Annotated in this window: 20 protein-coding genes; 15 read left to right on the forward strand and 5 right to left on the reverse strand. The window is 41.0% G+C overall.

What is annotated here, in order from left to right; genetic code table 11:
- Nucleotides 1–63: 63 nt before the first annotated feature.
- A complete protein-coding gene (rne, locus tag IF202_RS12650; RefSeq protein ID WP_191595287.1) occupies nucleotides 64–3,204 on the reverse strand; it encodes a ribonuclease E in 3,141 nt (1,046 codons plus the stop codon).
- Nucleotides 3,205–3,671: 467 nt separating this feature from the next.
- Here rne and rluC point away from each other — a divergent pair, with 467 nt between their 5' ends.
- Complete coding sequence (gene rluC / locus IF202_RS12655; RefSeq protein ID WP_191595288.1) at nucleotides 3,672–4,643, forward strand: 23S rRNA pseudouridine(955/2504/2580) synthase RluC; 972 nt, start codon at nucleotides 3,672–3,674, stop codon at nucleotides 4,641–4,643.
- A 237-nt stretch (nucleotides 4,644–4,880) separates the two neighbouring features.
- Nucleotides 4,881–6,347, forward strand: coding sequence for an anion permease (locus IF202_RS12660; protein WP_191595289.1), 1,467 nt, complete (start codon nucleotides 4,881–4,883; stop codon nucleotides 6,345–6,347).
- 51 nt (nucleotides 6,348–6,398) lie between these two features.
- On the opposite strand, the gene IF202_RS12665 is transcribed toward IF202_RS12660, so the two are convergent.
- Entirely contained in the window at nucleotides 6,399–7,775 is a 1,377-nt protein-coding gene (locus IF202_RS12665) for an aminotransferase-like domain-containing protein (protein ID WP_191595290.1), read from the reverse strand.
- Nucleotides 7,776–7,826: 51 nt separating this feature from the next.
- Between IF202_RS12665 and IF202_RS12670 the strand changes: the two genes are divergently transcribed.
- Both IF202_RS12670 and IF202_RS12675 read left to right on the forward strand, forming a co-directional pair.
- The gene (locus IF202_RS12670) at nucleotides 7,827–8,429 is read left to right on the forward strand and encodes a DJ-1/PfpI family protein (RefSeq protein WP_191595291.1); all 603 of its coding nucleotides are present in this window, start codon (nucleotides 7,827–7,829) and stop codon (nucleotides 8,427–8,429) included.
- A 145-nt stretch (nucleotides 8,430–8,574) separates the two neighbouring features.
- Nucleotides 8,575–9,102, forward strand: a complete 528-nt coding sequence (locus IF202_RS12675) for a hypothetical protein (protein WP_191595292.1) — start codon at nucleotides 8,575–8,577, stop codon at nucleotides 9,100–9,102.
- A gap of 98 nt (nucleotides 9,103–9,200) precedes the next feature.
- Here IF202_RS12675 and IF202_RS12680 read toward each other — a convergent pair whose 3' ends face one another.
- Nucleotides 9,201–10,403 carry a DEAD/DEAH box helicase gene (locus IF202_RS12680; protein ID WP_191595293.1) on the reverse strand — a complete coding sequence of 401 codons (1,203 nt, stop codon included), beginning with the start codon at nucleotides 10,401–10,403 and terminating at the stop codon, nucleotides 9,201–9,203.
- Between the two features lie 230 nt (nucleotides 10,404–10,633).
- Here IF202_RS12680 and IF202_RS12685 point away from each other — a divergent pair, with 230 nt between their 5' ends.
- Both IF202_RS12685 and IF202_RS12690 read left to right on the forward strand, forming a co-directional pair.
- A complete protein-coding gene (locus tag IF202_RS12685; RefSeq protein WP_191595294.1) occupies nucleotides 10,634–11,194 on the forward strand; it encodes a DUF1415 domain-containing protein in 561 nt (186 codons plus the stop codon).
- 79 nt (nucleotides 11,195–11,273) lie between these two features.
- Nucleotides 11,274–12,107: a CvfB family protein gene (locus IF202_RS12690; RefSeq protein WP_191595295.1), complete on the forward strand. Its 834-nt coding sequence runs from the start codon at nucleotides 11,274–11,276 to the stop codon at nucleotides 12,105–12,107.
- 27 nt (nucleotides 12,108–12,134) lie between these two features.
- On the opposite strand, the gene IF202_RS12695 is transcribed toward IF202_RS12690, so the two are convergent.
- Complete coding sequence (locus IF202_RS12695; RefSeq protein WP_191595296.1) at nucleotides 12,135–13,097, reverse strand: ketopantoate reductase family protein; 963 nt, start codon at nucleotides 13,095–13,097, stop codon at nucleotides 12,135–12,137.
- An 83-nt stretch (nucleotides 13,098–13,180) separates the two neighbouring features.
- Here IF202_RS12695 and IF202_RS12700 point away from each other — a divergent pair, with 83 nt between their 5' ends.
- Nucleotides 13,181–13,666: a YajQ family cyclic di-GMP-binding protein gene (locus IF202_RS12700; RefSeq protein ID WP_191595297.1), complete on the forward strand. Its 486-nt coding sequence runs from the start codon at nucleotides 13,181–13,183 to the stop codon at nucleotides 13,664–13,666.
- A 60-nt stretch (nucleotides 13,667–13,726) separates the two neighbouring features.
- On the opposite strand, the gene IF202_RS12705 is transcribed toward IF202_RS12700, so the two are convergent.
- Complete coding sequence (locus tag IF202_RS12705) at nucleotides 13,727–14,044, reverse strand: MGMT family protein (protein ID WP_206705483.1); 318 nt, start codon at nucleotides 14,042–14,044, stop codon at nucleotides 13,727–13,729.
- Nucleotides 14,045–14,104: 60 nt separating this feature from the next.
- On the opposite strand from IF202_RS12705, the gene IF202_RS12710 reads away from it, so the two are divergent.
- From IF202_RS12710 to trpA, 8 genes are all read left to right on the forward strand, one after another.
- Nucleotides 14,105–14,575, forward strand: coding sequence for an FxsA family protein (locus IF202_RS12710; protein ID WP_191595298.1), 471 nt, complete (start codon nucleotides 14,105–14,107; stop codon nucleotides 14,573–14,575).
- A gap of 127 nt (nucleotides 14,576–14,702) precedes the next feature.
- Complete coding sequence (locus IF202_RS12715) at nucleotides 14,703–14,993, forward strand: co-chaperone GroES (protein ID WP_191595299.1); 291 nt, start codon at nucleotides 14,703–14,705, stop codon at nucleotides 14,991–14,993.
- Between the two features lie 74 nt (nucleotides 14,994–15,067).
- Nucleotides 15,068–16,714: a chaperonin GroEL gene (gene groL, locus IF202_RS12720; RefSeq protein WP_191595300.1), complete on the forward strand. Its 1,647-nt coding sequence runs from the start codon at nucleotides 15,068–15,070 to the stop codon at nucleotides 16,712–16,714.
- A gap of 264 nt (nucleotides 16,715–16,978) precedes the next feature.
- Entirely contained in the window at nucleotides 16,979–19,207 is a 2,229-nt protein-coding gene (locus IF202_RS12725) for a FimV/HubP family polar landmark protein (RefSeq protein WP_191595301.1), read from the forward strand.
- Nucleotides 19,200–20,024 carry a tRNA pseudouridine(38-40) synthase TruA gene (gene truA, locus IF202_RS12730; RefSeq protein WP_191595302.1) on the forward strand — a complete coding sequence of 275 codons (825 nt, stop codon included), beginning with the start codon at nucleotides 19,200–19,202 and terminating at the stop codon, nucleotides 20,022–20,024. Before IF202_RS12725 ends, truA begins: the two co-directional genes overlap by 8 nt.
- Nucleotides 20,008–20,625 carry a phosphoribosylanthranilate isomerase gene (locus tag IF202_RS12735; protein WP_191595303.1) on the forward strand — a complete coding sequence of 206 codons (618 nt, stop codon included), beginning with the start codon at nucleotides 20,008–20,010 and terminating at the stop codon, nucleotides 20,623–20,625. The genes truA and IF202_RS12735 overlap by 17 nt, the downstream gene beginning before the upstream one ends.
- Nucleotides 20,618–21,829 carry a tryptophan synthase subunit beta gene (gene trpB, locus IF202_RS12740; RefSeq protein ID WP_191595304.1) on the forward strand — a complete coding sequence of 404 codons (1,212 nt, stop codon included), beginning with the start codon at nucleotides 20,618–20,620 and terminating at the stop codon, nucleotides 21,827–21,829. Before IF202_RS12735 ends, trpB begins: the two co-directional genes overlap by 8 nt.
- On the forward strand, nucleotides 21,826–22,632 hold the full coding sequence (gene trpA / locus IF202_RS12745) for a tryptophan synthase subunit alpha (RefSeq protein ID WP_191595305.1): 807 nt from the start codon (nucleotides 21,826–21,828) through the stop codon (nucleotides 22,630–22,632). The genes trpB and trpA overlap by 4 nt, the downstream gene beginning before the upstream one ends.
- The last annotated feature ends 12 nt before the right edge of the window (nucleotides 22,633–22,644 follow it).

The following is a 22,644-nucleotide window of genomic DNA, read 5'->3' on the forward strand; positions in this document are numbered from 1 at the left end:
CGTTACTTACAAAAGAGCCCGCATCATGCGGGCTCTTTACTCAGATTAAAATAGAAGTGGTTGTTACTCTTCTATGTTTGAATCTGAGTTTGTTTCTGATGTATTGCTTTTTCGGTCTAGTCTTGGGTCGTTCTTTACTCGACCTGCGCTATCTCTTCGACGAGAAGTGCTCGCTTGACGCTTCTCTTCTTGTTCAAGGCGAAGCTTTTCTTGTTGAGCTAAGATTGCTTCAGGTAACTCAACAGGTGTTTTAGCCTCTGTTGCGGCCTGTACAACAGGTTTACCGCGACCACGGCGAGGAGTACGACCTGCTGGTGCTGGTTTTTCTTCTACTTTAGTGGCTTTTTCAGTTGCTACTTCAACCAGAGCTTCTTCTTTCTTATCTGCTGTTTCTGCTTCAGCGGATTCAACCGGACTGATTTGAGCTTTTACAGAAACTTTAGGTTTAACTGCTTTCTCTTCAGCTACTGACGCTTCAACTACTGGCGCTTCAACTACTGGCGTTTCAACTACTGGCGCTTCAACAACTGGCGTTTCAACAACTGGTGTTTCAACAACTGGTGTTTCAACAACTGGTGTTTCAACAACTGGTGTTTCAACAACTGGCGTTTCAACAACTGGCGTTTCAATAGCTGGCGTTTCAATAGCTGGTGTTTCAACAACTGGCGTTTCAATAGCTGGTGTTTCAACAACTGGCGTTTCAATAGCTGGTGTTTCAACAACTGGCGTTTCAATAGCTGGTGTTTCAACAACTGGCGTTTCAATAGCTGGTGTTTCAACAACTGGCGTTTCAATAGCTGGTGTTTCAACAACTGGCGTTTCAATAGCTGGTGTTTCAACAACTGACGCTTCAACTGCTGATGTTTCTTCTTGAGTGTTCTCATTGTTACTTTCAGCGGCATCCTGCTGTGGACGACGTGAACGGCGAGAGCGACGAGAGCGACGTTGAGGTTCATCGCCATTTTCATTGCTTTCTGTTACTGCATTCTTAGCAGCTTCCACAAGAAGAGCGGCATCTTCTTGCTCTTGTAATTTTGTCGCTTCTAACGCTTCGTCTTGTAATTTTCCGTTTCTGCGACGATTATCGTTGCGATCACGCTGACGCTCTTTTACTTCAGGAATTACTTTTTCTTTTGGTGGTAGTTGTTGGCGAGGTGCTTTTACAGCGGCTTCTTGCTTTTCAACTCTAGTTTCCTGTTGTTCTGTTTTGTTGCCGCGATTGTTATTACGGCGATTGTTGTTGCTCTTAGTACCCGTTTTAGATTCAGCTTGTTCTCTGCGAGATTGGCGAGTGGAGCGGTTGCTGATCTCTGTTGAATCGTCACGAGTTGCATTTTGGTGCTTAACATTGCGTTTATTTGTGTTTACTCGATTGCCACTGGTTTTACTTGGTGTGCGATCGTTTTTCGTTGCTTGAGTGCTTTTGCTGGTTTTGCTACTTGTGCTGGTTTTTGCTTGCGCTCTTTGCTTTAGTTTAGCTTGAGGTTCACCAAATAGCGCTTTCATGATGCGAGTAAAAAGGCTTACTTTTTTCTTTTTAACTGTGTTGCTACTTGTTGTTGGTGTTGTAGCGGCTGTCGTTGTTGTGTGTTCTGGTGCTGGCGCTTTAGGTGCGATGCTTGTTACTGCTGCTTGCGGGCGAACAGTTTCATTTGCTTGGCGTGGCTCGTAAGGAGGCTGCTCTGGTGCTTCAACAATTGAGTAGCTGTTTTCATTTTGAGATACGACAGTACTGTCATCACGAATACGTTCAACTTCAAAGTGCGGTGTTTCCATGTGAGGATTTGGCACAAGGATGATGTGAACACTATTACGTTTTTCAATTTTAGCTATGTTCGTACGTTTCTCGTTTAGCAAGAAAGTAGCAACAGACACAGGCAAAACTGCGCGAATTTGAGAAGTGCGTTCTTTAGAGCACTCCTCTTCAATTAAGCGTAGAACAGAAAGTGCCAATGACTCTACATCACGTATAAATCCTTGGCCATTACAGCGAGGGCAAACAATACCACTTGTTTCACCCAGTGAAGGACGTAAACGTTGACGTGACATTTCTAATAAGCCGAAGCGAGATATGCGGCCAATTTGCACGCGCGCACGGTCAGCTTCTAGTGCATTTTTCATGCGAGTTTCGACTTCTTTCTGGTTACGTACAGGTGTCATATCGATGAAATCGATAACCACCAGACCACCAATGTCACGTAAGCGTAACTGACGAGCAATTTCGTCTGCTGCTTCTACGTTGGTTTGCAATGCTGTTTCTTCAATGTCACCGCCTTTGGTTGCGCGAGCGGAGTTAATATCGATAGAAACCAATGCTTCCGTTGGGTCAATAACAATTGAACCACCTGAAGGCAGACGAACTTCACGCTGGAAGGCTGTTTCGATCTGGCTTTCAATTTGGAAACGATTAAATAACGGTGTTGTGTCTGTGTACATTTTGATACGTGATTTGAAATGCGGCATAACTTGCATAACAAAGTTGATAGCATCTTGATAAGCGTCTTTTTCATCTATCAATACTTCGCCAATGTCTTCGCGTAAGTAATCGCGAATAGCACGAATGACGATGTTGCTTTCTTGGTAGATTAAGAAAGGAGCAGGTTTTTCTGATGCAGCTTTGGTGATTGATGTCCAAAGCGTATCCAGATAATCCAAATCCCATTGAAGTTCTTCTGTTGAACGACCTACACCTGCTGTACGAACAATTAGTCCGCCATTTTCAGGTGTGTTGAGTCCAGACATCGCTTCTTTGAGGTGTGATCTGTCATCACCATCGATTCGACGAGAAATACCACCAGCACGCGGGTTGTTTGGCATCAATACCAAATAACGGCCAGCCAGACTAACAAATGTTGTCAGTGCTGCACCTTTGTTACCGCGTTCCTCTTTGTCCACTTGCACAATCACTTCTTGACCTTCGCTTAACACATCTTTGATGTTAACTCGGCCTTCGTTGTTCGATCTTTTGGAAAAGTAGGTTTTGGAAATTTCTTTTAAAGGAAGGAAACCGTGACGATCAGCGCCAAAATCAACAAAAGCAGCTTCTAAACTCGGCTCAATGCGAGTAATACGGCCTTTGTAAATATTGGATTTTTTCTGTTCGCGTGAACCGGATTCGATGTCTAGATCATATAGACGTTGTCCGTCTACTAGGGCGACGCGCAACTCTTCTTGTTGAGTTGCATTTATAAGCATTCTAATCATTGTATGTGTGAACTCTGTTAGCTGATACAAAAAGAGTCACTGCAGTGATAGGTAACCATTAACAAATCTGACTCGGTATTAGAGCAAGTCATTTAGTCTTTCCTGGCGAGAGGAGTACGCTTCTTCGTTTATTTTTCTTAAACGTTTTTGTGCGGTCGCTGCCTTTATAAATACTAAATAGTTTCTTTAACCGGTCTCGTTTCTTTTTTACGAAACAACGCGAAGGCGAGGTCAAGCAATTTAATGAGAATTCCTTCCACTGAAGCGGATTTTTCCGAATCATGCGGTTTATTATTTAAGATTGACTGTTACAGAGGTAAGATAGGGGCCAAAGTGTCGCTTCGGCAATTTTCATTCAATTGTTGCATCTTATCTTCGAGGTGTTTTGTTGCCTCTTACCCTTTGCGAATGTGAATATAGCAGTAAAAACTAAGTGCTTCAATTATAAAGGAAACCAATATTAGCTTATGTCGGACTCAGAACAGAATTTAGTAGAGCGCCCAGCGGTTCGTTACGTCACTATTGATGAGAATAATGATGGCCAACGAATAGATAATTTTTTACTTACTTTTTTGAAAGGCGTGCCAAAAGGCAAGATATACAACCTGCTTAGAAAGGGTGAAATCCGCGTTAATAAAAAACGGACTAAGCCAGAGTACCGTCTTCAAATTGAAGACATCGTTCGAATTGCCCCAATTGTTATTGCACCAGAGTCAGAAAAACCAGTTTTGTCTGATCGATTAAAAAGTGAAATAGAGTCGCGTATTATTTATGAAGACAAAGGACTAATTGTCGTAAACAAGCCTTCTGGACTTGCGGTTCATGGTGGTAGTGGTTTGAGCTTTGGTCTTATTGAAGTTATTCGACAAATGCGCCCGCTGGAAAAATTCACGGAGCTGGTACATCGTTTAGACCGAGATACGTCTGGTCTTATTATGATCGCCAAGAAACGAGCAGTACTAAAAGAATTACATACAGCACTGCGCGAGAAAGAAGGCGTTCAAAAAACGTATTTAGCTTTGGTGTACGGCAGTTGGCCAAAACGTAAACTTCAAGTAAATGCCCCTTTGCTGAAAAACGAATTAAAATCTGGTGAACGTGTTGTGAAAGTTCATATGGATGGTAAAGAAAGTCTGACTCGGTTTAAATTGGTTCGACAATTTGAAGGTTATAGTCTCGTTGAATGTGAACCAGTAACAGGGCGAACTCATCAAATTCGAGTGCATACTCAATATGCAGGTTACCCAATTGTAGGTGATGAAAAGTATTCGCCAATTGAATCTTTAAAAGAGACAAAAAAACTTGGCTTCAAGCGGTTATGTCTGCATGCCACACGTTTGGATATTATGCTTAATGGCGAACGTATGTTATTTGAGGCTCCGATTGATAAAGAGTGGCAAACTTTGATGAATGAAAAATTAACGTCGTCTTTTTCTTAATTGTTCATTTCCAAAGAATTTACGTTTTTTTGTTTAAAAGATCTGTTTGTGCAGATCTTTTTTTGTTTAAAAGATCTGTTTGTGCAGATCTTTTTTTGTTTGTAATGCATCAGAAAGTAAGCTTGTACTTTTTTATGATGTAGGTCACCTTTTTAGGTAAGTGTAAAGGGTAATATGATGAGACAATCTTTCAATGATTTTGAGAGATGAAATTTTCTATGGTTTTAGGATGTTATAATGAAAGTCACTGATGTTCGTGTTGTTCCAGGGCTAATCTCTATTGTTACAATTTTGCTACTTTGGTTTGTAATACCTGTTCCTGATGGAGTGACTGCGAATGCTTGGCATTTGTTGGCTTTGTTTGTCGGCACCGTAGTAGCGATTATAGGTAAGGCTATGCCAATTGGTGCGATTGCTATCTTGGCCATTACTTTAGTCGCATTAACTGGTGTGACAAATGATAATCCTTCTGCTGCAATTAAAGATGCCTTGAGTGGTTTTTCAAATTCACTGATTTGGTTGATTGGTATTGCCATCATTATTTCAAGAGGTTTGGTGAAAACAGGGTTGGGTAATCGTATAGGTTACAATTTCATTTCCTTGTTTGGTAAAAAAACCATCGGCATTGGTTATGCCTTGGCACTTTCTGAATTGGTCATTGCGCCAGTAACGCCAAGTAACACGGCTCGTGGTGGTGGTATTATTCATCCTATTATGAAATCCATTGCGACAAGCTTTGGTTCTTCACCAGAAGAAGGGACCTCTCGTAAAATTGGTCATTACCTTGCTTTGGTTAATTATCATATTAATCCTATTACTTCAGCTATGTTTATCACTGCGACAGCACCCAACCCATTAATCGTTAAGCTTATTGCTGACGCAACAGGTTCAAGCATTAGTATTACTTGGGGCACATGGGCGCTTGCAGCTTTGTTGCCTGGGTTAGTTTGTATTGCCTTGGTGCCTCTAGTGGTTTATGCCATTTATCCACCAGAAATAAAAAGTACCCCAGATGCGAAGAATTATGCGAAATCTAAGCTTGTAGAAATGGGCGCAATGTCTTATGGCGAAAAAGTAATGATCGGTGTTTTCGCTTTGTTGTTGGTGCTTTGGGCTGGCGTGCCAGCGATGCTGTTTGGTTCTGTTTATATTGTAAATACAACTGCTGTGGCTTTTTTAGGTCTATGTATTTTGCTGATGACTGGCGTTTTAAGCTGGGATGACGTGCTAAAAGAGAAATCTGCATGGGATACTGTGGTTTGGTTTTCTGCTTTGGTAATGATGGCGACTTTTCTGAATAAGCTAGGCTTGGTGCAATGGTTTTCTTCTGTTGTTGAAAGCAATATAGAGCAGTTGGGTTTTAATTGGGCTGTTTCTGTCGTTATTCTGGTTGCTGTTTACTTCTATGTGCATTACTTTTTTGCCAGTACAACAGCGCATATAACGGCTATGTTTGCGGCTTTTTATGCAGCAGGTTTGGCTTTGGGTGCACCACCTTTATACCTTGGTTTATTGCTTGCTGGTGCCTCTTCTTTGATGATGTCACTAACGCATTATGCGACAGGTACATCACCGATTATTTTTGGGTCTGGCTATGTTTCCATGGAGAATTGGTGGGTGATGGGCTTTATTATGAGTATCGTTAATCTAACCGTTTGGGGTGTCGTTGGTGGGCTTTGGTGGAAAGTGTTGGGTTATTGGTAGTATTGAATGAAATCAAAAAAAGCCAGTGTACTGTATGCACTGGCTTTTTTGTTAGTAATCCGAGTGGAGATCAATCACTTGTTTAACTATTTTTAATGTTGGAGCAAGTTGTTGAAGTTCAACAGAACCAAGTGCCAGTCGTATGGCTTGTGGAAAATGTTCTGAAGTTGAGAATGGCTCAGCAGTTGATATTGAAATATGTAATTTTGCGAGTGCTAAAACGATTTTGTCGGCTCTAACTTCTTCGGGTAATGGTAACCACAAAAAATAAGAAGACGCATGGCTAATGTGAGGCGATTCTTTGAAAATTTCACGTGCAATAGCTTGTCTTTTTTTTGCATCCTCATGTTTTTCTTTTTCAAGTAGATCAACTGTGCCGTCTTCTATCCAGCTACACGTTATGGCTGTAATTAATGCAGGGGTATTCCATGTCGTTGCACGGATACTTCTTTCTATATTAGACAGCCACTTTAACGGGGTAACGACAAAGCCAATGCGAAGCCCTGTAGCGATGTTTTTAGAAAATCCTGAAACGTAAATGGTGTTATCGGTGGCGAGTGAAGCAATAGGCGGCGGTGGATTTTCTGCTAAATAAGCATAAGCCGCATCTTCAATAATGATTAGGTTTTGCTTTTTAGCGATAGAGGCAAGTTTTTCTCTTTGTTCCATGCACATTACCCATCCCATTGGATTGTGCAGGGTTGGCATTGTATACACAGCACGGATATTTCTAGTCTGGCACAGATTAAGTAGTGCGTCTAAATCAGGTCCTTGCTCTGTCATTGGTATAGGTACTATTTCTAAGTGATGCGCTTCTGCAACCACTTTGAAGCCTGGGTAAGTGAGCGCATCAACGGCAACAACGTCGCCAGGATTGAGGAGCGCTATCGCAGTGCAAGCTAATCCATGTTGTGCGCCACTTACTATTGATATTTGTTCTGCATCTACGTTTAGACCACGCTTAAGTAGATGTTTAGCAATGATGGTTCTTTCATGTCGGCGACCAGCATGGGGTTGGTATCTAAGTAACGACTCCAAATCACCAGAAGAGGCTAGTTTACGTAATGAGTTTCTCAAAAGGTCAGTCTGATTTGGCAATGTTGGATAGTTAAAGCTTAGATCCATCATATCGGTCGATGTAGCGATTTGGTCTATGCCATGACCAAACGGCAATCCTATTTCTCTAACAAAGGTGCCTCGTCCAATCTCTCCGCTAATTAGCCCCATTTCTTCTAGTTCTAAATACACGCGAGATGCCGTTACTAAGGCGATACTCTCTTTTTTTGCGAGTTCTCTGTGTGTGGGCAGCCGTTCGCCTGCAGCTAACTGACCTGATCGTATGTTAGCGGCGTAAATATCGACAATTGTTTTGTATCTATTTTTAGGTGCGATAAATTGTATCCATGACAATAAGTATATTGTCATCATATTAAATTGTAAGGTGATAATTCACAATCATATTCGAATAGGGTGACTAAGATGCATATAACTATTTTAACGTTTGATGGCTTTAATGAGCTAGATTCATTGATAGCGTTAGGTATTTTAAATCGTGTTAAAAAGCCAGGATGGAAGGTGTCGATTGCTAGCCCAACGACGAGAGTTGAGTCTATGAATGGTGTTTTTATTGAAAGGCATGTACCTCTTGATGAGATTGCTCTCGCTGATGCTGTGATTATTGGGAGTGGATTGAAAACGCGGGAGGTTGTTGCTGATACTTCCCTTATGAAGCAGCTTAATATTGACCCAAGTCGTCAACTAATTGGTGCTCAGTGCTCAGGGGCTTTAGTGTTAGCAAAACTCGGCCTGTTAAAAGGTATTCCTGCTTGTACAGATTTAACGACAACGCCTTGGGTTGAAGAGGCTGGCATAACTGTTTTAAATCAAGCTTTCTTCGCCAAAGATAATATTGCCACTGCAGGAGGGTGTCTTGCTTCTCATTATCTTGCTGCATGGGTGATAGCTCGATTGGTTGGTGTTGAGGAGGCAAAAAACGCAATTCATTACGTTGCACCTGTAGGAGAGGGTGAAGACTATGTTGCTCGAGCTTTAAAGCACATAACGCCATACATAAATGTTTAGTTTTTTACGGTAAAGATAAAGTTTAAATAAGGATCTTTATTTCAATTGTTGTTCTTGCTTGTAGGTGTTTATAGAATGTTTTTGGGAATGAATGCAAAGATTCCATTATTAGCCAATACACTTGGACAACAAGAAGATAATCGTTATGAAAAAAATATTTCTAAGAAGACTGCGCTCACTAACTGCTATTTTAGTGCTGAATACGGTGCCTGTCAGCTTTGCTGAAACGGGTCTTAATTATGAAGTGGAAGTGCTCCAAGCAAGAGTGCTCAGTAATGACAGAAAAAATACGCTTAACAGTAAGTCTGGAACAATACCGTTAGAACGGCTTTATTTAGAAAACACTGTTGCTCATATGCAGGAAGAAATAAGCCAGAAAGTATTAGGGGGTCAAAGCGCTACACGACTGAGTGCTACACAACTAAACTCTCAGAAAATGGATGCTTTAATACACCAGTATCAAATGGCGTTGGCACTCATTGAAGAGGCTTATCAGGATGATTATGATGAATTGCTGGATCTATACGAACAAGCATTACATGAGGCTATTTCAGAGCATGATTCTGCCAAGATTGAAGAAACTAAAGAAATTATTTTTGATGAGCTTATGCAGTTAAAGCTTATAAAAATCGCTAAAATTGATGAGGTGAGTAAACAGTTCGAAATATCGTGAAGTATTGTTTTTGTTTTTAATAAATAAAAAAGGCGATCCACTTCTGGTTCGCCTTTTTTATTTAACTAATGTTTTATCTAAGTTTGTTTTTTTAAAACCTATTTCTTAGAGGCTTTTTTCTTCTTGTTTTTCTTCGAGCTTGGTGAGCGAGCTTTTGTTTTCGCTTCAAGCCCTTCAATGCGACCAAATTTAATGTTGGTTTGCATAAAACGTTGGATTTTTTCGATCATAGGTAGATCGTTAATATCGATCAAGGAAATGCATTCACCTGGAGCGCCTTCGCGGGAGGCACGACCAGCACGGTGAATGTAAGAGTCTGCTTTACGAGGCAAACGTAGATTGATAACGGTGTTTATCTCAGGTAAATCGATACCGCGAGAAGCCACATCCGTTGCTACTAATACTTGTAAGCGACCGCGCTTCATTTGCTTCATATGCTCGCTGCGATCACCTTGTTTCATTTCGCCATGTAAGCCATCACACATTAGGTTCATGTTACGAATGCGTTGAACCCAAACGTCAACATGCTCGCGATTTGATACAAAAAGTACCGCTTGCTGAACGCGTTCTTGAGTCAATAGGTGCTTTAGTACAGCTTCTTTGTGTTCTTCGCTATCAACTCGGTAAGCGATTTGCTTGATCTGACTTGGAACGGTACGAGATGATTCGCCTAGGCGTATTTGCTGTGTTTCATTGCTTAGTAGTGCACTAGCAAAGCGGCCCATTTTTTCGCCTTCAAGCGTAGCGGAGAACATCAACGTTTGATGTTCTGCTGGTAGCTCTTTGGCAATATGATTAATTGTGTTTACAAAACCCATGTCTAGCATGCGATCGGCTTCGTCTATAACAAAGTAAGACACATCGCTTAGGTCAAGCCATTGTTTTTCGTCAAGCTCAACTAATCGACCTGGTGTTGCAACAAGAATGTCACAAGGTTCACTTAGTTGTTGTTGTTGCATGCCATAGGGCGTGCCACCAATAATTAATTGAGAAGGTATGCGCGTGTGTTTAGTTAACTGCTCAACAACATTAAATATTTGACGTGCTAGCTCTCGACTAGGTGCTAAAATTAGAACCTTCGGAGCCGTTGTTGATGATTCATCACGATCAATGATGTGTTGAATGGCAGGTGCACAAAAGGCAATGGTTTTCCCTGTGCCTGTCGGTGCTGTTGCAAGAAGGTCGGAACCATCTAAAGCGATAGGGATAGCTTGTTCTTGGATTTCTGTTGCGGTTTCAAAGCCAAGCTCGCTAATAGCGCGCTCTATGGTGAAATCCAGATCTAAATCAGCAAATGACATGTAAACTCTCTGTAGCGGGATAAATGGCACACCTTGCTTGGACGAACACCTAAAATTGGGATGTTGAATCGTAAGGTTCAGTGTATGACCATTATAATGGACTCTATTGACGCCATGATACCTTGTTTTCAGAGGTTGCGAAATCGAAACCATCAGATGATGCTTTATAAGTTAGACCCCTTGTGTGCTTTGCTCTAAAATACTCATAAATATTGATAAGAAGATATGTAATGCTGTTATCGGATGAATTAGTAACGACTCAAACCATGAAATGGGTCAAAGACTTTATTGTCGCTTTGAATGTTTGCCCATTTGCAAAACGTGAAGTTGAAAAAGAAAGGGTGCGTATTATGGTGTTGCGTTCCAAAAAAACGGAAGTGGCATTAGAGGAGCTAATGGCAGAGATACAGTGGCTAGATGAGCAGCAAGAAACAGAAACGACGCTGTTGGTTTTCCCTACTTTATTTAAAGATTTTCATCGCTATTTAGACTTTGTTGAAATGGCAGAAAACCTGATGTTTGATCAAAGTTGTGAAGGAATTTATCAGCTTGCCACATTCCACCCTGATTATTGTTTTTCAGGAACTGAGCCTGATGATGTATCCAATTATACCAATAGATCTCCCTATCCTATGTTGCATTTACTAAGAGAGGCGAGCATGGATAAGGCGATTGAGTTTTATGGTGATACATCAAAAATTCCCAATCAAAATATTGAAAAAATGGAAACGCTTGGAAAAACAAAATTAGACGATATGTTTGCTGTGTGTATGAAAGCAGGTAGTGACTAGTTCGTTATTTCAACGTATCAATCTTGCGCTTATAAATGAAGTGCGTATAGTTCGAAAAAAATGGCTTGCCGGAGATATCATGGCTACACAAATTGGACGCTTAAATACATTAAGAGTCGTGAAAGAAAAAGATTTTGGCGTGTATTTAGACGCTGATGAATTAGGTGAGATTTTATTGCCTAAACGTTACGTTCCAAAAGGTCTGGCAGTAGATCAAGAAGTGGATGTATTCGTATATTTAGACTCAGATGATAAGTTGATTGCGACAACGGAGATTCCGAAAGCGCAAGTTGGTGAGTTTGCAGGTTTAACGGCAATAGCGGTTAATCAGGTAGGGGCTTTCTTTGATTGGGGGTTACCAAAAGATTTGTTGGTGCCTTTTAGTCAGCAGAAAAACCGAGTAGAAGAAGGTGAAACGCATTTACTTTTTATCTACTTAGATAATATTACCAATCGTATAGTGGCGACAACACGAGTTGATGCTCTTTTAAATCGTGAAGAAGCACCTTATCGCGTAGGTGATAAAGTATCTATCATCATTGGTGATAAAACTAATATAGGTTTTAAATGCGTTATTGATGATCGCTTTTGGGGTGTTTTGTTTTTCGAAGATGCGTTTAGGCAGCTTCGTAAAGGCGAAAAAACCACTGGGTTTATCAAGCAGATGCGCGAAGATGGCAAGATTGACTTGAGTCTTCAAGAAGTTGGTTACAAAAAAGTTCGTAATATCTTAGATGATATTTTGGATTATTTGGATGCGCAAGGTGGTGAGTCACCATTAACAGATAAAGCGTCTCCAGAAGCAATTTATGCTGTATTTAAAGTTAGTAAAGCAACGTACAAAAAAGCACTAGGTGCGCTTTATAAAGACAAAAAAATCCAACTGACCAAAGAAAAAGTCAGTAAGATTTAAGGTATATATTGTCTGCTTAAAAAGCTGCTAAGTAATACTTAGCAGCTTTTTTTTGTTTTCTTCACGGTGTTCAGGAAAAGCGATGCCGTCATGGAGTAATTGTTGGATAGGGAGCTCAATCGGGCTGTTTTTCAGCAGAAAGCCTGAAATGAAATTATTTTCCGTTTGTCTTTGTAGTTTGAGGTCTTCATACATGGAAGATCTATTTAGACGAGTTAGCTGGGCTATGGTGTTTATTCGGTTTTTTATGTTGTTAGAGGTGAGGTGTTTACTTTGTTCAATGTAACTAAATTTCGGGTGCGAAAATACGCTTGCCAGTTCAATAAAAGACGCAGCCAATAATGACTTGTACTCTTCATTAAGAATGTCACCATTATGTATATTGAAAAGCGCAGTAATGGGATTGATAATGGCATTAACGGCCAGCTTCTCGATGACACGTTGGTGGATGTTGGTAACGGTTAAGTTATCAAGAGGGAATGTTTTGGCTGGTGTTGTTTCTATCCATTGGCCAAAATAGGTATCGCCTAACCCTGTGTGTTTAATGTGATTGATATCTACTTTCAATATGCCTTCACTGGTTGTTCCTGCCCACAGTGTTTGGGTTTCTAAAAGGGCGTGCTGGAGTTCTTCTTGAGCGCCAATTCCGTTACATAAGCATGCAATATCTGCATCTTCTGTTATTTGAGATGCAACTTGTAAGTAGGCATCCTTTAGGTCGAATGATTTTGTGCAAATCATTACCTTGTCGTACTTTTCTGTTGATTCGCGTTCTGTGAGTTCTTGGGCTGTGAAACTTTTTATCTTGTGTTTGGATATGGTGGACTGTTGATTACCGCTTTCATCCGTAAAGGATTCTAATGTGATTTTTTTACCTGGATTTTCTGAACGGTACACAAGATGTACCTTGTGGCCAAGCGTTTGAAGCTTACATGCCCAGAAAAGACCGATAGCACCGGCGCCAATAACGAGCCAAGGTGTATTGTTCATAATAGGTTTCCATTAGGTGTTTTATTTCAATCCCTGTTATTATCGCGCCAAAACATCTATTTGAACATGCTAAGGAGCAAAAAATGCCATCATTTGACGTAGTATCTGAGTTGGACTGGCACGAAGTCAGTAATGCCGTGGATCAAGCGAATCGAGAGATTACGACTCGTTACGATTTTAAGGGCGTAAAAGCACATTACGAAATTAAAGACAAAACCAGCGTGATGATGGAAGCAGAGGCTGAGCCTCAACTTCGTCAGATGTCTGATATTTTGAATCAAAAGTTGGTTGCTCGTGGCGTTGATTTAAAAAGCCTGGAAAGAGAGTCGATAGAAAAAGGCAATATGCGTGCATCACAAGCTGTTCGAATGAAAGAAGGCTTGGAAACAGATGAAGCGAAAAAAATCGTAAAGATGATCAAAGAAAGTAAAATTAAAGTGCAGGCGCAAATTCAAGGTGACCAACTTCGCGTTACAGGTAAAAAGCGTGATGAATTGCAACAAGTTATGGCGTTGTTGCGTGGTGCAGATTTAGCTCAGCCAGTTCAGTTTACTAACTTTCGAGACTAAATTTCTAGAGGTTTTCAAGGCTTTGTAGCATGTAAACCTCTTAAGTTGTTAATGAACTTACTACATATTAGTAAGCTCATTAACAGTTAGTTTATTGCCAACTATAGTCCAGCCTTCTTGCTCTAGCCTTTCTCTTTGTCTGATGTAGGCGTCAGTATTTTCTGCAAAGCTGATTTTTCGTTGGGAGTTAACAACTCTATGCCAAGGTAGTTTGGTGTCCTTGGGTAAATTCTTCATTAAAAAACCAACGCGTCGAGCGTGTGATGGAAAGCCTGCTTGTTTTGCCAGCTCTCCGTAAGCAATGCATTCCCCTTGTGGTACTTCGCTTAAAATAAGGAGTACTTGTGATTTAAAGTGGTCCATTGCTTGATTAGTCATAGTTTCGCCCATAGATAGACGTTATTGGTTGAATTTAAGTTTGCAACAAAGAAGGTGATCATGAGATTTGCTCTTTTACTATTTATTCTAGTGCCCATTATTGAAATGACGGTTCTTATTCAAGTTGGTAGTGAAATTGGTGCGCTAGCAACCGTTGGTTTGGTTTTCTTAACCGCTATTGTAGGGGTTACTCTTATTCGTAAGCAAGGTCTAGAGACCTCGCTTAAAGCTCAGGAAAAAATGCGTCGTGGTGAATTGCCTGCATCTGAAGTGGCTGAAGGCGTTATGCTGATGTTTGCGGGTTTATGTTTGTTAATTCCAGGGTTTGTTACCGATGTAATGGGTGCTTTGTTATTAGTGCCTTTTTTAAGGAAAATCTTAGCCGCTGGGCTAATTGTTAAGTTTATGAGCTCTATGATGGCTCGAGGCTCCCAATGGCGTGGTGGGCAGTATAATAGCTCACAACCAGAGGGTGAGATCATTGAAGGTGAATACGTAAACGAAGACAGTGACTTATTAGATAAAAAATAATTTTTTGATTGGGTTGAAAAACGGATTAGTAGCCGTATATAAAGCCGATAGAGATTCTTGTGTACACCACAAGGTTTTAATCCTGCCAGGGGAGTCCTGGTATTGTTTTAATTGGAGAAAGTGATTAATGAATATTCGTCCTTTGCACGATCGTGTCGTTGTTCGCCGTAAAGAAGAAGAGACAACAACTGCATCTGGTATCATATTGTCTGGATCCGCTACAGAAAAACCTACACAAGGCGAGGTTTTAGCTGTAGGTACTGGTCGTATTCAATCTAATGGCGATGTGCAAGCATTGGCTGTTAGTGTTGGCGACACTGTATTATTTGGTCAGTATTCAGGTCAGACAGTGAAAATGAACGGTGAAGAATTACTTATTATGAAAGAAGACGAAATTTATGGCGTTGTTGAAGCCTAACCGTCTTAATCGTTAATATTTTCAGTTCATATTCGATTTGTAGCATTTAAAACAGTTATTAAGGATATAAAAGAATGTCAGCTAAAGAAGTTAAATTCGGAGACAGTGCTCGTCAGCAAATGCTGAAAGGCGTTAATGTTCTTGCAGATGCAGTAAAAGTTACATTAGGACCGAAAGGTCGTTTTGTTGTTATTGAAAAATCTTTTGGTTCACCGCTTGTGACCAAAGATGGCGTAACCGTTGCTAAAGAAATCGAACTTGAAAACAAGTTTGAAAACATGGGCGCGCAAATGGTTAAAGAAGTCGCATCTCAAGCAAATGATGTTGCTGGTGATGGTACTACAACGGCTACTGTATTGGCTCAAGCTTTGGTAACAGAAGGTCTTAAATCTGTTGCTGCGGGCCGTAACCCAATGGATCTTAAGCGTGGTATTGATAAAGCCGCTGCCGCTGTTGTAACAGAGCTTGCTGCTCTGTCTACACCTTGTACGGATACAAAAGCAGTTGAGCAAGTTGGTACTATTTCTGCTAACTCTGACGCATCTGTTGGTCAGATCATTGCAGAAGCAATGGAACGTGTTGGTAAAGAAGGTGTTATTACTGTTGAAGAAGGTTCAGGTTTCGATGATGAGCTAGCAGTAGTTGAAGGTATGCAGTTCGACCGTGGTTACCTATCTCCTTACTTCATCAATAACCAAGAAACAATGAGTGCAGAGCTAGAAAATCCATTCATCCTTTTGGTTGATAAAAAGATTTCTAACATCCGTGATTTGCTACCAGTATTGGAAGGCGTTGCGAAAGCATCTCGTCCACTATTGATCATTGCGGAAGATGTTGAAGGTGAAGCGTTAGCAACCTTGGTTGTTAACACGATGCGCGGTATCGTTAAAGTAGCTGCTGCTAAAGCACCTGGCTTTGGTGATCGTCGTAAAGCAATGTTACAAGATATTGCTATATTGACTGGCGCAATGGTTGTTTCTGAAGAGGTCGGTTTGACTCTTGAAACGACTACACTAGAGCAACTTGGTACAGCAAAACGCGTTACGTTAACGAAAGAAAGTACAACAATTATCGATGGTGCTGGTATTGCAGCTAACATTACTGGTCGCGTTGAACAAATTCGTGCAGAAATCGCAAATTCTTCTTCTGAATACGATAAAGAAAAACTTCAAGAACGTGTAGCGAAATTGGCTGGCGGCGTTGCCGTTATCAAAATCGGTGCCGCAACTGAAGTAGCAATGAAAGAGAAAAAAGCTCGTGTTGATGATGCTCTTCATGCAACTCGTGCTGCAGTAGAAGAAGGTGTTGTTGCTGGTGGCGGTGTTGCACTAGTACGCGCTTTGACTAAAGTAATTGGTCTTGTTGGTGACAACGAAGATCAAAACGTAGGTATCGCTCTAGCTTTACGTGCGATGGAAGCGCCAATGCGTCAAATCGTAACAAACGCAGGCGCTGAAGCTTCTGTTGTTGTTGATAAAGTTAAGCAAGGTGAAGGTAACTACGGTTACAACGCTACTACTGGTGAATATGGCGACATGTTGGAAATGGGTATCCTAGATCCAGCAAAAGTAACGCGTTCTGCACTTCAAGCAGCGGCATCTGTTGCGGGTCTTATGATCACAACGGAAGCAATGATTGCTGAATTGCCAAAAGACGATTCTGCTGGCATGCCTGATATGGGTGGCATGGGCGGAATGGGTGGTATGGGCGGAATGATGTAATTCCCCTCTAACTCAGCGTTAGTTAAGAAAGCCTCACTATTTATAGTGGGGCTTTTTTTATGGTGTATTTTTTGTAAGTTTATACTTTTTCTTTAAGTGCATTTTTAAGCTGTTTTTGTATAGATTTTGTACGCTTTAATCTCTGATCTGCTGCTCGCTTGATATAAGTACAAACCATTGATTCTAAAGCTATTGATAAATACTCACCTGTGTAAGATACTTGTTAGATATTTATGTCCAAATTTTGTAAATAAAGGGAAGATTATGCTCAGAAAAACCCTCGTTAGTCTTGCTGTAACTGGTGTGTTGTACGCATCCAGCGGCTATGCATTAGAGTTGGGTGAGTTAACCTCTCAATCAAATTTGGATGAGCCTTATCGCGGCAAAATCGAAATTTCTGATGTTGGTACATTAACAAGTAACGATATCTTGATTCGTTTGGGTAGTGAGAGTGAATTTCGTCAAGCTGGCTTTGCACCAACAAGAGTCTTGTCCCAATTAAAGTTTGATGTGGCTCGTGAAGGAGGTGACCTAGTTGTTGAGGTGACATCTGATAAGCCGTTGGTTGTAGATGAACTTCATTTTATCTTAGCTGCTCGCTGGCCTAGTGGTCAGGTTGTACGAGAATACCAAACACCGTTAAACCAATCTGCATTAGTTGAAAAAGCACAAAAGGAAGTAGTGCAGGCGGCGGTTGTTTCGACTGATCCAGTGGTTGCCTCGTCTACAGATTCTGTTTTCCGTGCTGCAACGCTTCAAGCTGAGACAATGTCTCCGAAAAGTAATTTGAACGTTGTAAAAGGTAATACACTTTGGTCTATTGCAGGTCAAAATCGCCCAAGCAATCAATTAACTATCTATCAAACTATGATGGCGATTCAGGCATTAAATAAAGATGCCTTCTATTCTGACAATATTAATTTGTTAAAAGAAGGTGCGATTCTGCGCCTTCCAACACAAGAGCAAATTACACTTTTTAATCGCACAACCTCACAAGAAGAATTTCAACGCCAACATGAAGCTTGGATAGCCCTGAAAGGTGTTCAAGGTAATAACTCTGTTAATCAAGCTCAACTTAACACTCAAGCAACAGCAAAGGCTGCGGCCTCAGCGACTGACACGACAGCTGATAAACTAACTTTATCTTCTAGTCAGGGTTTGCTTCCAGAAAGTGTAGCCAGTTCAAATGTAGGTGATGGTAGTAATGCAACAATAAGTGCTTTGCAAGCTGAATTATCAGCGTCACAAGAAATGCTTGATAAAGAGCAACGTGAGAAAGGCGACCTGTCTGGTCAGTTAAGTGACTTAAATAAACAGCTAGCAACACTAGAAGATCTGATTAGCCTAAAAGATAAGCAAATGGCTGAGTTGATGAAACAGTTTGCTAGTGCTCAACAATCTCTACAAGAACAAAAAAATACGGTTGATCAGTTATTAGAAGCTGATCAGATTCGTCGTGAAAAAGAGCAAGTAGAAGCTGACTCTTTGATGAATAAGATTTTTGGTAATCCTATTGTTGTTTCTATTAGTGCTGTAGTGCTGTTGCTTCTAGGGTTGTTTGTTGGTTTGGCTATGCGCCGTGCTGGAAAGAAGCAAGACGATTCTGTACCTTCAAAAAAAGATGAGTTTGATCTTTCATCCGTTGCAGCTCCTGTTGTTGCAACTGCTGCCGTAACGGATTATGCATTAGATGATGACTTTGACGAGGTTGAACACGTTCAAGAGGAAGATCCTTTCGCGTTTGATTTTGATACACCAGATAATGACAGCGACGACGAAGAGTTTGACTCTTTTGATTCAGATGTTGCGTCAATGGATGATGCTGATCTAGTTGACGATACAGACCTTGTCGATGAAGTTGATTTTGTTGAGGATATGGATTTTTCAGAAGACCCTGAAACTGAACTGGAAAGTGCTGTAGAGGAAGAGACAGATGAAGAAATAATATCTTCTTTTGATGAAACAGATGATTTACCTGATCTAGCCGCAAGTTTCAGTCAAGATGACGAGTTAGAGGATTTAACGGAAGATGATATTCCGACAATGGAACCAGAGCTTGAAGAGCCTGTTGAAAGTGTCGAGGATACAATCGAAAGCGAAGAAGAGTCTTTCGTTTCTAGTTTATTAAACGATGATGAGCAAGTCGATGTTGATGAGTCGTCAATGTTCAATGGTGTTCCAAATGAGTCCATAGCGGATTCAATAGAAGAGACACTTGCTGAAGCTGCTGCAGAGGAAGAAGTTGAGGTTCCTGCGTTTGGTGAAGCGGAAGCCGCAGCGGATGAAGAAATAAGCGATGATGAAGAAGAGTTTGACTTCTTTGATGCCAGTGGCGATGAAGTTGCTACTAAGCTTGATTTAGCGCGAGCTTATATGGATATGGGCGATGAAGAAGGTGCGCGAGTTATTCTTGAAGATGTAGTTGAGTCTGGCAACGAAAAACAAGTTGCTGAAGCTCAAAGTATGATGGAGCGAATGTTCCCAAGTGACTAAAAAAGTTGTACTGGTTGTTGAATACAATGGCTCTGCTTATAAGGGCTGGCAAGCACAAAAAACAGGTGTTCCAAGTGTTCAGGAGAATTTAGAAAAAGCGTTGGCTGTTATTACAAATCACCCTGTTAAGGTGATTTGTGCTGGTCGAACTGATTCTGGCGTTCATGCCAGCGCACAAGTCGTTCATTTTGAAACAAATGTTGTGCGTAACGAGCGTTCGTGGACTCTTGGTGTTAATACCTATCTCCCCACCGATATTTCGGTGATTGCTGCAAGTGATGTTGCTGATGATTTTCATGCTCGTTTTAGCGCTGTTAGTCGTCGCTATCGTTATGTGATTTATCAGTCTGACCTCCGTCCAGCAATATTGGCGAAAGGTGTGACGTGGACTTTTAAAAAGTTGAATGTCGATGCCATGAAAGAAGCCGCAAAGGTATTTTTAGGCACTCACGACTTTACGTCGTTCCGAGCTGTTGGTTGTCAGGCCAATACGCCAATCCGTACTATTCTAAACTTTGATGTTCAGCAATTAGGCCATTATATTGTCCTTGATATACGGGCGAATGCTTTTTTGCATCATATGATTCGAAATTTCGCAGGTGTGTTGATGACTATTGGTGCAGGTGAGAAACCAGTAACTTGGTCAAAAGACGTATTAGAAGCACAAGATAGATGCAAAGGTGGAATAACTGCACCGCCTGATGGTTTGTATTTTGTTGATGCTCAATACCCTGAAGTTTTCAATGTTCCGGTCTGCAAATTAGGGCCTCACTTTTTACCTTATGTAGACGAGCCTTCCTATGAATTGTCGAGTTAAAATCTGTGGGATAACTAATATAGAGGATGCGCTAATGGCGTGTCGTCATGGTGCGGATGCGTTGGGTTTTGTTTTCTATGAAAAAAGTCCGAGATATGTCACCCCTGAAATGGCTAATTCAATCCTAGCTCAGCTTCCGCCATTTGTGACTCCTGTCGCTTTATTTGTTGACGCTGACGAAGCAAGTATTAGGACTGTTATTAATGGGAGTCCACGTTGGATTATTCAATTTCATGGCGCCGAGATTGAAGCTGAATGTTTGTCTTATCAACGACCTTATATGAAAGCGTTACGAATTAAAGAGGGCGATAATGTCGCTGCCTTAGTTGATCAATATCCTACCGCTAGTGCAATGCTATTAGACGCATACAAAGCCGGTGTTCCAGGTGGAACTGGAGAGGTTTTTGATTGGTCGCTCATTCCAAAAAAATTGACTAAGCCTATCGTATTAGCGGGAGGCCTTACCCCAAACAATATTAAAGACGCGATAAAGCAAGTTGCACCTTATGCTGTAGATGTAAGTGGCGGTGTTGAGTTATCTAAAGGCGTCAAAAGTGAACTTAAGGTTCAAGAATTTATTAGTGGAGCAAAATGTGGATAACAAAGATATTAATCTAGATTTACCTGATTCTCATGGTCGCTTTGGTCAATATGGCGGTGTATTCGTATCTGAGACTTTGATGTCTGCTTTAGATGATTTGACAGTAATGTATGAGCGTCTGTCTAAGGATGCCGAATTTCAAGCCGCTTTTGATTATGACTTAGCGCACTATGTAGGTCGACCATCTCCACTTTATTTTGCTGAGCGATTAACTAAAAAAGCCGGTGGTGCGAAGATCTATTTAAAGCGAGAAGACCTTAATCATACGGGTGCCCATAAAATTAATAACACCATTGGTCAAGCTTTATTGGCTAAGCACATGGGTAAGCCAAATATTATTGCAGAGACAGGAGCAGGGCAGCATGGAGTTGCATCTGCTACGGTAGCGGCTCGATTAGGGTTGAAATGTAAGGTTTTCATGGGGGCGGAAGATATTCGTCGTCAATCATTGAATGTTTATCGTATGAAGTTGCTTGGCGCAGAGGTTATTTCTGTTGAGTCAGGGACAAAGACATTAAAAGATGCCCTTAATGAAGCGATGCGTTATTGGGTAGGTAATGTCGATGACACTTTCTACATTATTGGTACAGCTGCTGGCCCTCATCCTTATCCCAAATTGGTTCGCGATTTCCAAGCGGTTATCGGACGTGAAACGAAAGCTCAGTGTTTGGCTCAAGAAGGTCGTCTACCTGATGCACTTGTTGCTTGTGTTGGTGGTGGTTCAAACGCCATAGGTATGTTCCACCCTTTCATTAAAGATGAGGGTGTTGCTATGTACGGTGTTGAGGCTGGAGGTGATGGTATTGAAACAGGTCGCCATGCGGCACCATTAAGTGCTGGTCGCCCAGGTGTACTGCATGGTAACCGTACTTACGTAATGGCCGATGATGATGGTCAAATTATAGGTACACACTCTATTTCAGCGGGTTTGGATTATCCTGGTGTTGGTCCAGAGCATGCTTGGTTAAAAGATATTGGTCGAGCAAACTACGTTGCAATCAATGATGATGAGGCAATGGATGGCTTCCGCGATTTAACTCGTTTGGAAGGTATTATGCCTGCTCTTGAGTCTAGTCATGCGGTGGCTTACGGTATGAAATTAGCTGCAACAATGGCAAAAGATAAAATCGTTGTGATCAATCTTTCTGGTCGTGGTGATAAAGATATTCTTACTGTTGCAGAATTGGATGGAATTGAAGTATGAGTCGCATAACACAATGTTTTGAAAAATTAAAAAAATCTGGTAAAAAAGCACTCATTCCGTATATTACCGGAGGTGATCCATCACCTGATTATACCGTTACTATGATGCATTCATTAGTAAAGTCTGGTGCTGATGTTATCGAAATTGGTATGCCATTTTCTGATCCAATGGCAGACGGCCCTGTCATTCAGCTTGCTTGTGAGCGTAGCTTAGCGGCTGGTACTAGTGTTAAAAAAGTATTGAAAATAATTGCTGAATTTCGTCAAAGTGATGATAAAACACCAGTGGTTTTAATGGGGTATTTAAACCCAATAGAGTTCTTTGGATATCAAGCTTTTTCAGACGCTGCAAAAGAAGCAGGCGTAGATGGCATTTTATTAGTCGATCTGGCTCCTGAAGAGGCGACAGATGTAGTAGAATGCTTCCGTAAGAATGAAATTGATCTGATTTACTTATTATCACCAACGACAACACCTGCACGAGCGAAGAAAATATGTGACCTTGCATCTGGTTATGTTTACTACGTTTCAGTAAAAGGTGTGACTGGATCCGCTGAACTTGATGTTGATAGTGTTAAAAAACACGTTGATTCATTGCGTTCTATTACAGATTTACCAATTGGTGTTGGTTTTGGTATTCGTGATGCAAAAACCGCCGCAGCGGTCAGTAAATGCGCTGATGGAGTGATTGTTGGCAGTGTTTTAGTGAATGCCATTGCAGAAAATAAAGATCATAAAAAAGAATATATAGCTGACGCTTTAGGATCTATTTTAGCTCCCATGCGTAGTGAAATGGACGCCTAAGCGGCAGCAAAT

Source organism: Marinomonas colpomeniae (assembly GCF_014803385.1).
GTDB classification, from domain to species: domain Bacteria; phylum Pseudomonadota; class Gammaproteobacteria; order Pseudomonadales; family Marinomonadaceae; genus Marinomonas; species Marinomonas colpomeniae.

What these genes read in the sequence shown, in the direction of transcription:
- rne (WP_191595287.1), bottom strand. Translation starts at nt 3,204, where the DNA reads ATGATTAGAATGCTTATAAATGCAACTCAACAAGAAGAGTTGCGCGTC.
- rluC (WP_191595288.1), top strand. Translation starts at nt 3,672, where the DNA reads ATGTCGGACTCAGAACAGAATTTAGTAGAGCGCCCAGCGGTTCGTTAC.
- IF202_RS12660 (WP_191595289.1), top strand. Translation starts at nt 4,881, where the DNA reads ATGAAAGTCACTGATGTTCGTGTTGTTCCAGGGCTAATCTCTATTGTT.
- IF202_RS12665 (WP_191595290.1), bottom strand. Translation starts at nt 7,775, where the DNA reads ATGATGACAATATACTTATTGTCATGGATACAATTTATCGCACCTAAA.
- IF202_RS12670 (WP_191595291.1), top strand. Translation starts at nt 7,827, where the DNA reads ATGCATATAACTATTTTAACGTTTGATGGCTTTAATGAGCTAGATTCA.
- IF202_RS12675 (WP_191595292.1), top strand. Translation starts at nt 8,575, where the DNA reads ATGAAAAAAATATTTCTAAGAAGACTGCGCTCACTAACTGCTATTTTA.
- IF202_RS12680 (WP_191595293.1), bottom strand. Translation starts at nt 10,403, where the DNA reads ATGTCATTTGCTGATTTAGATCTGGATTTCACCATAGAGCGCGCTATT.
- IF202_RS12685 (WP_191595294.1), top strand. Translation starts at nt 10,634, where the DNA reads ATGCTGTTATCGGATGAATTAGTAACGACTCAAACCATGAAATGGGTC.
- IF202_RS12690 (WP_191595295.1), top strand. Translation starts at nt 11,274, where the DNA reads ATGGCTACACAAATTGGACGCTTAAATACATTAAGAGTCGTGAAAGAA.
- IF202_RS12695 (WP_191595296.1), bottom strand. Translation starts at nt 13,097, where the DNA reads ATGAACAATACACCTTGGCTCGTTATTGGCGCCGGTGCTATCGGTCTT.
- IF202_RS12700 (WP_191595297.1), top strand. Translation starts at nt 13,181, where the DNA reads ATGCCATCATTTGACGTAGTATCTGAGTTGGACTGGCACGAAGTCAGT.
- IF202_RS12705 (WP_206705483.1), bottom strand. Translation starts at nt 14,044, where the DNA reads ATGACTAATCAAGCAATGGACCACTTTAAATCACAAGTACTCCTTATT.
- IF202_RS12710 (WP_191595298.1), top strand. Translation starts at nt 14,105, where the DNA reads ATGAGATTTGCTCTTTTACTATTTATTCTAGTGCCCATTATTGAAATG.
- IF202_RS12715 (WP_191595299.1), top strand. Translation starts at nt 14,703, where the DNA reads ATGAATATTCGTCCTTTGCACGATCGTGTCGTTGTTCGCCGTAAAGAA.
- groL (WP_191595300.1), top strand. Translation starts at nt 15,068, where the DNA reads ATGTCAGCTAAAGAAGTTAAATTCGGAGACAGTGCTCGTCAGCAAATG.
- IF202_RS12725 (WP_191595301.1), top strand. Translation starts at nt 16,979, where the DNA reads ATGCTCAGAAAAACCCTCGTTAGTCTTGCTGTAACTGGTGTGTTGTAC.
- IF202_RS12735 (WP_191595303.1), top strand. Translation starts at nt 20,008, where the DNA reads ATGAATTGTCGAGTTAAAATCTGTGGGATAACTAATATAGAGGATGCG.
- trpA (WP_191595305.1), top strand. Translation starts at nt 21,826, where the DNA reads ATGAGTCGCATAACACAATGTTTTGAAAAATTAAAAAAATCTGGTAAA.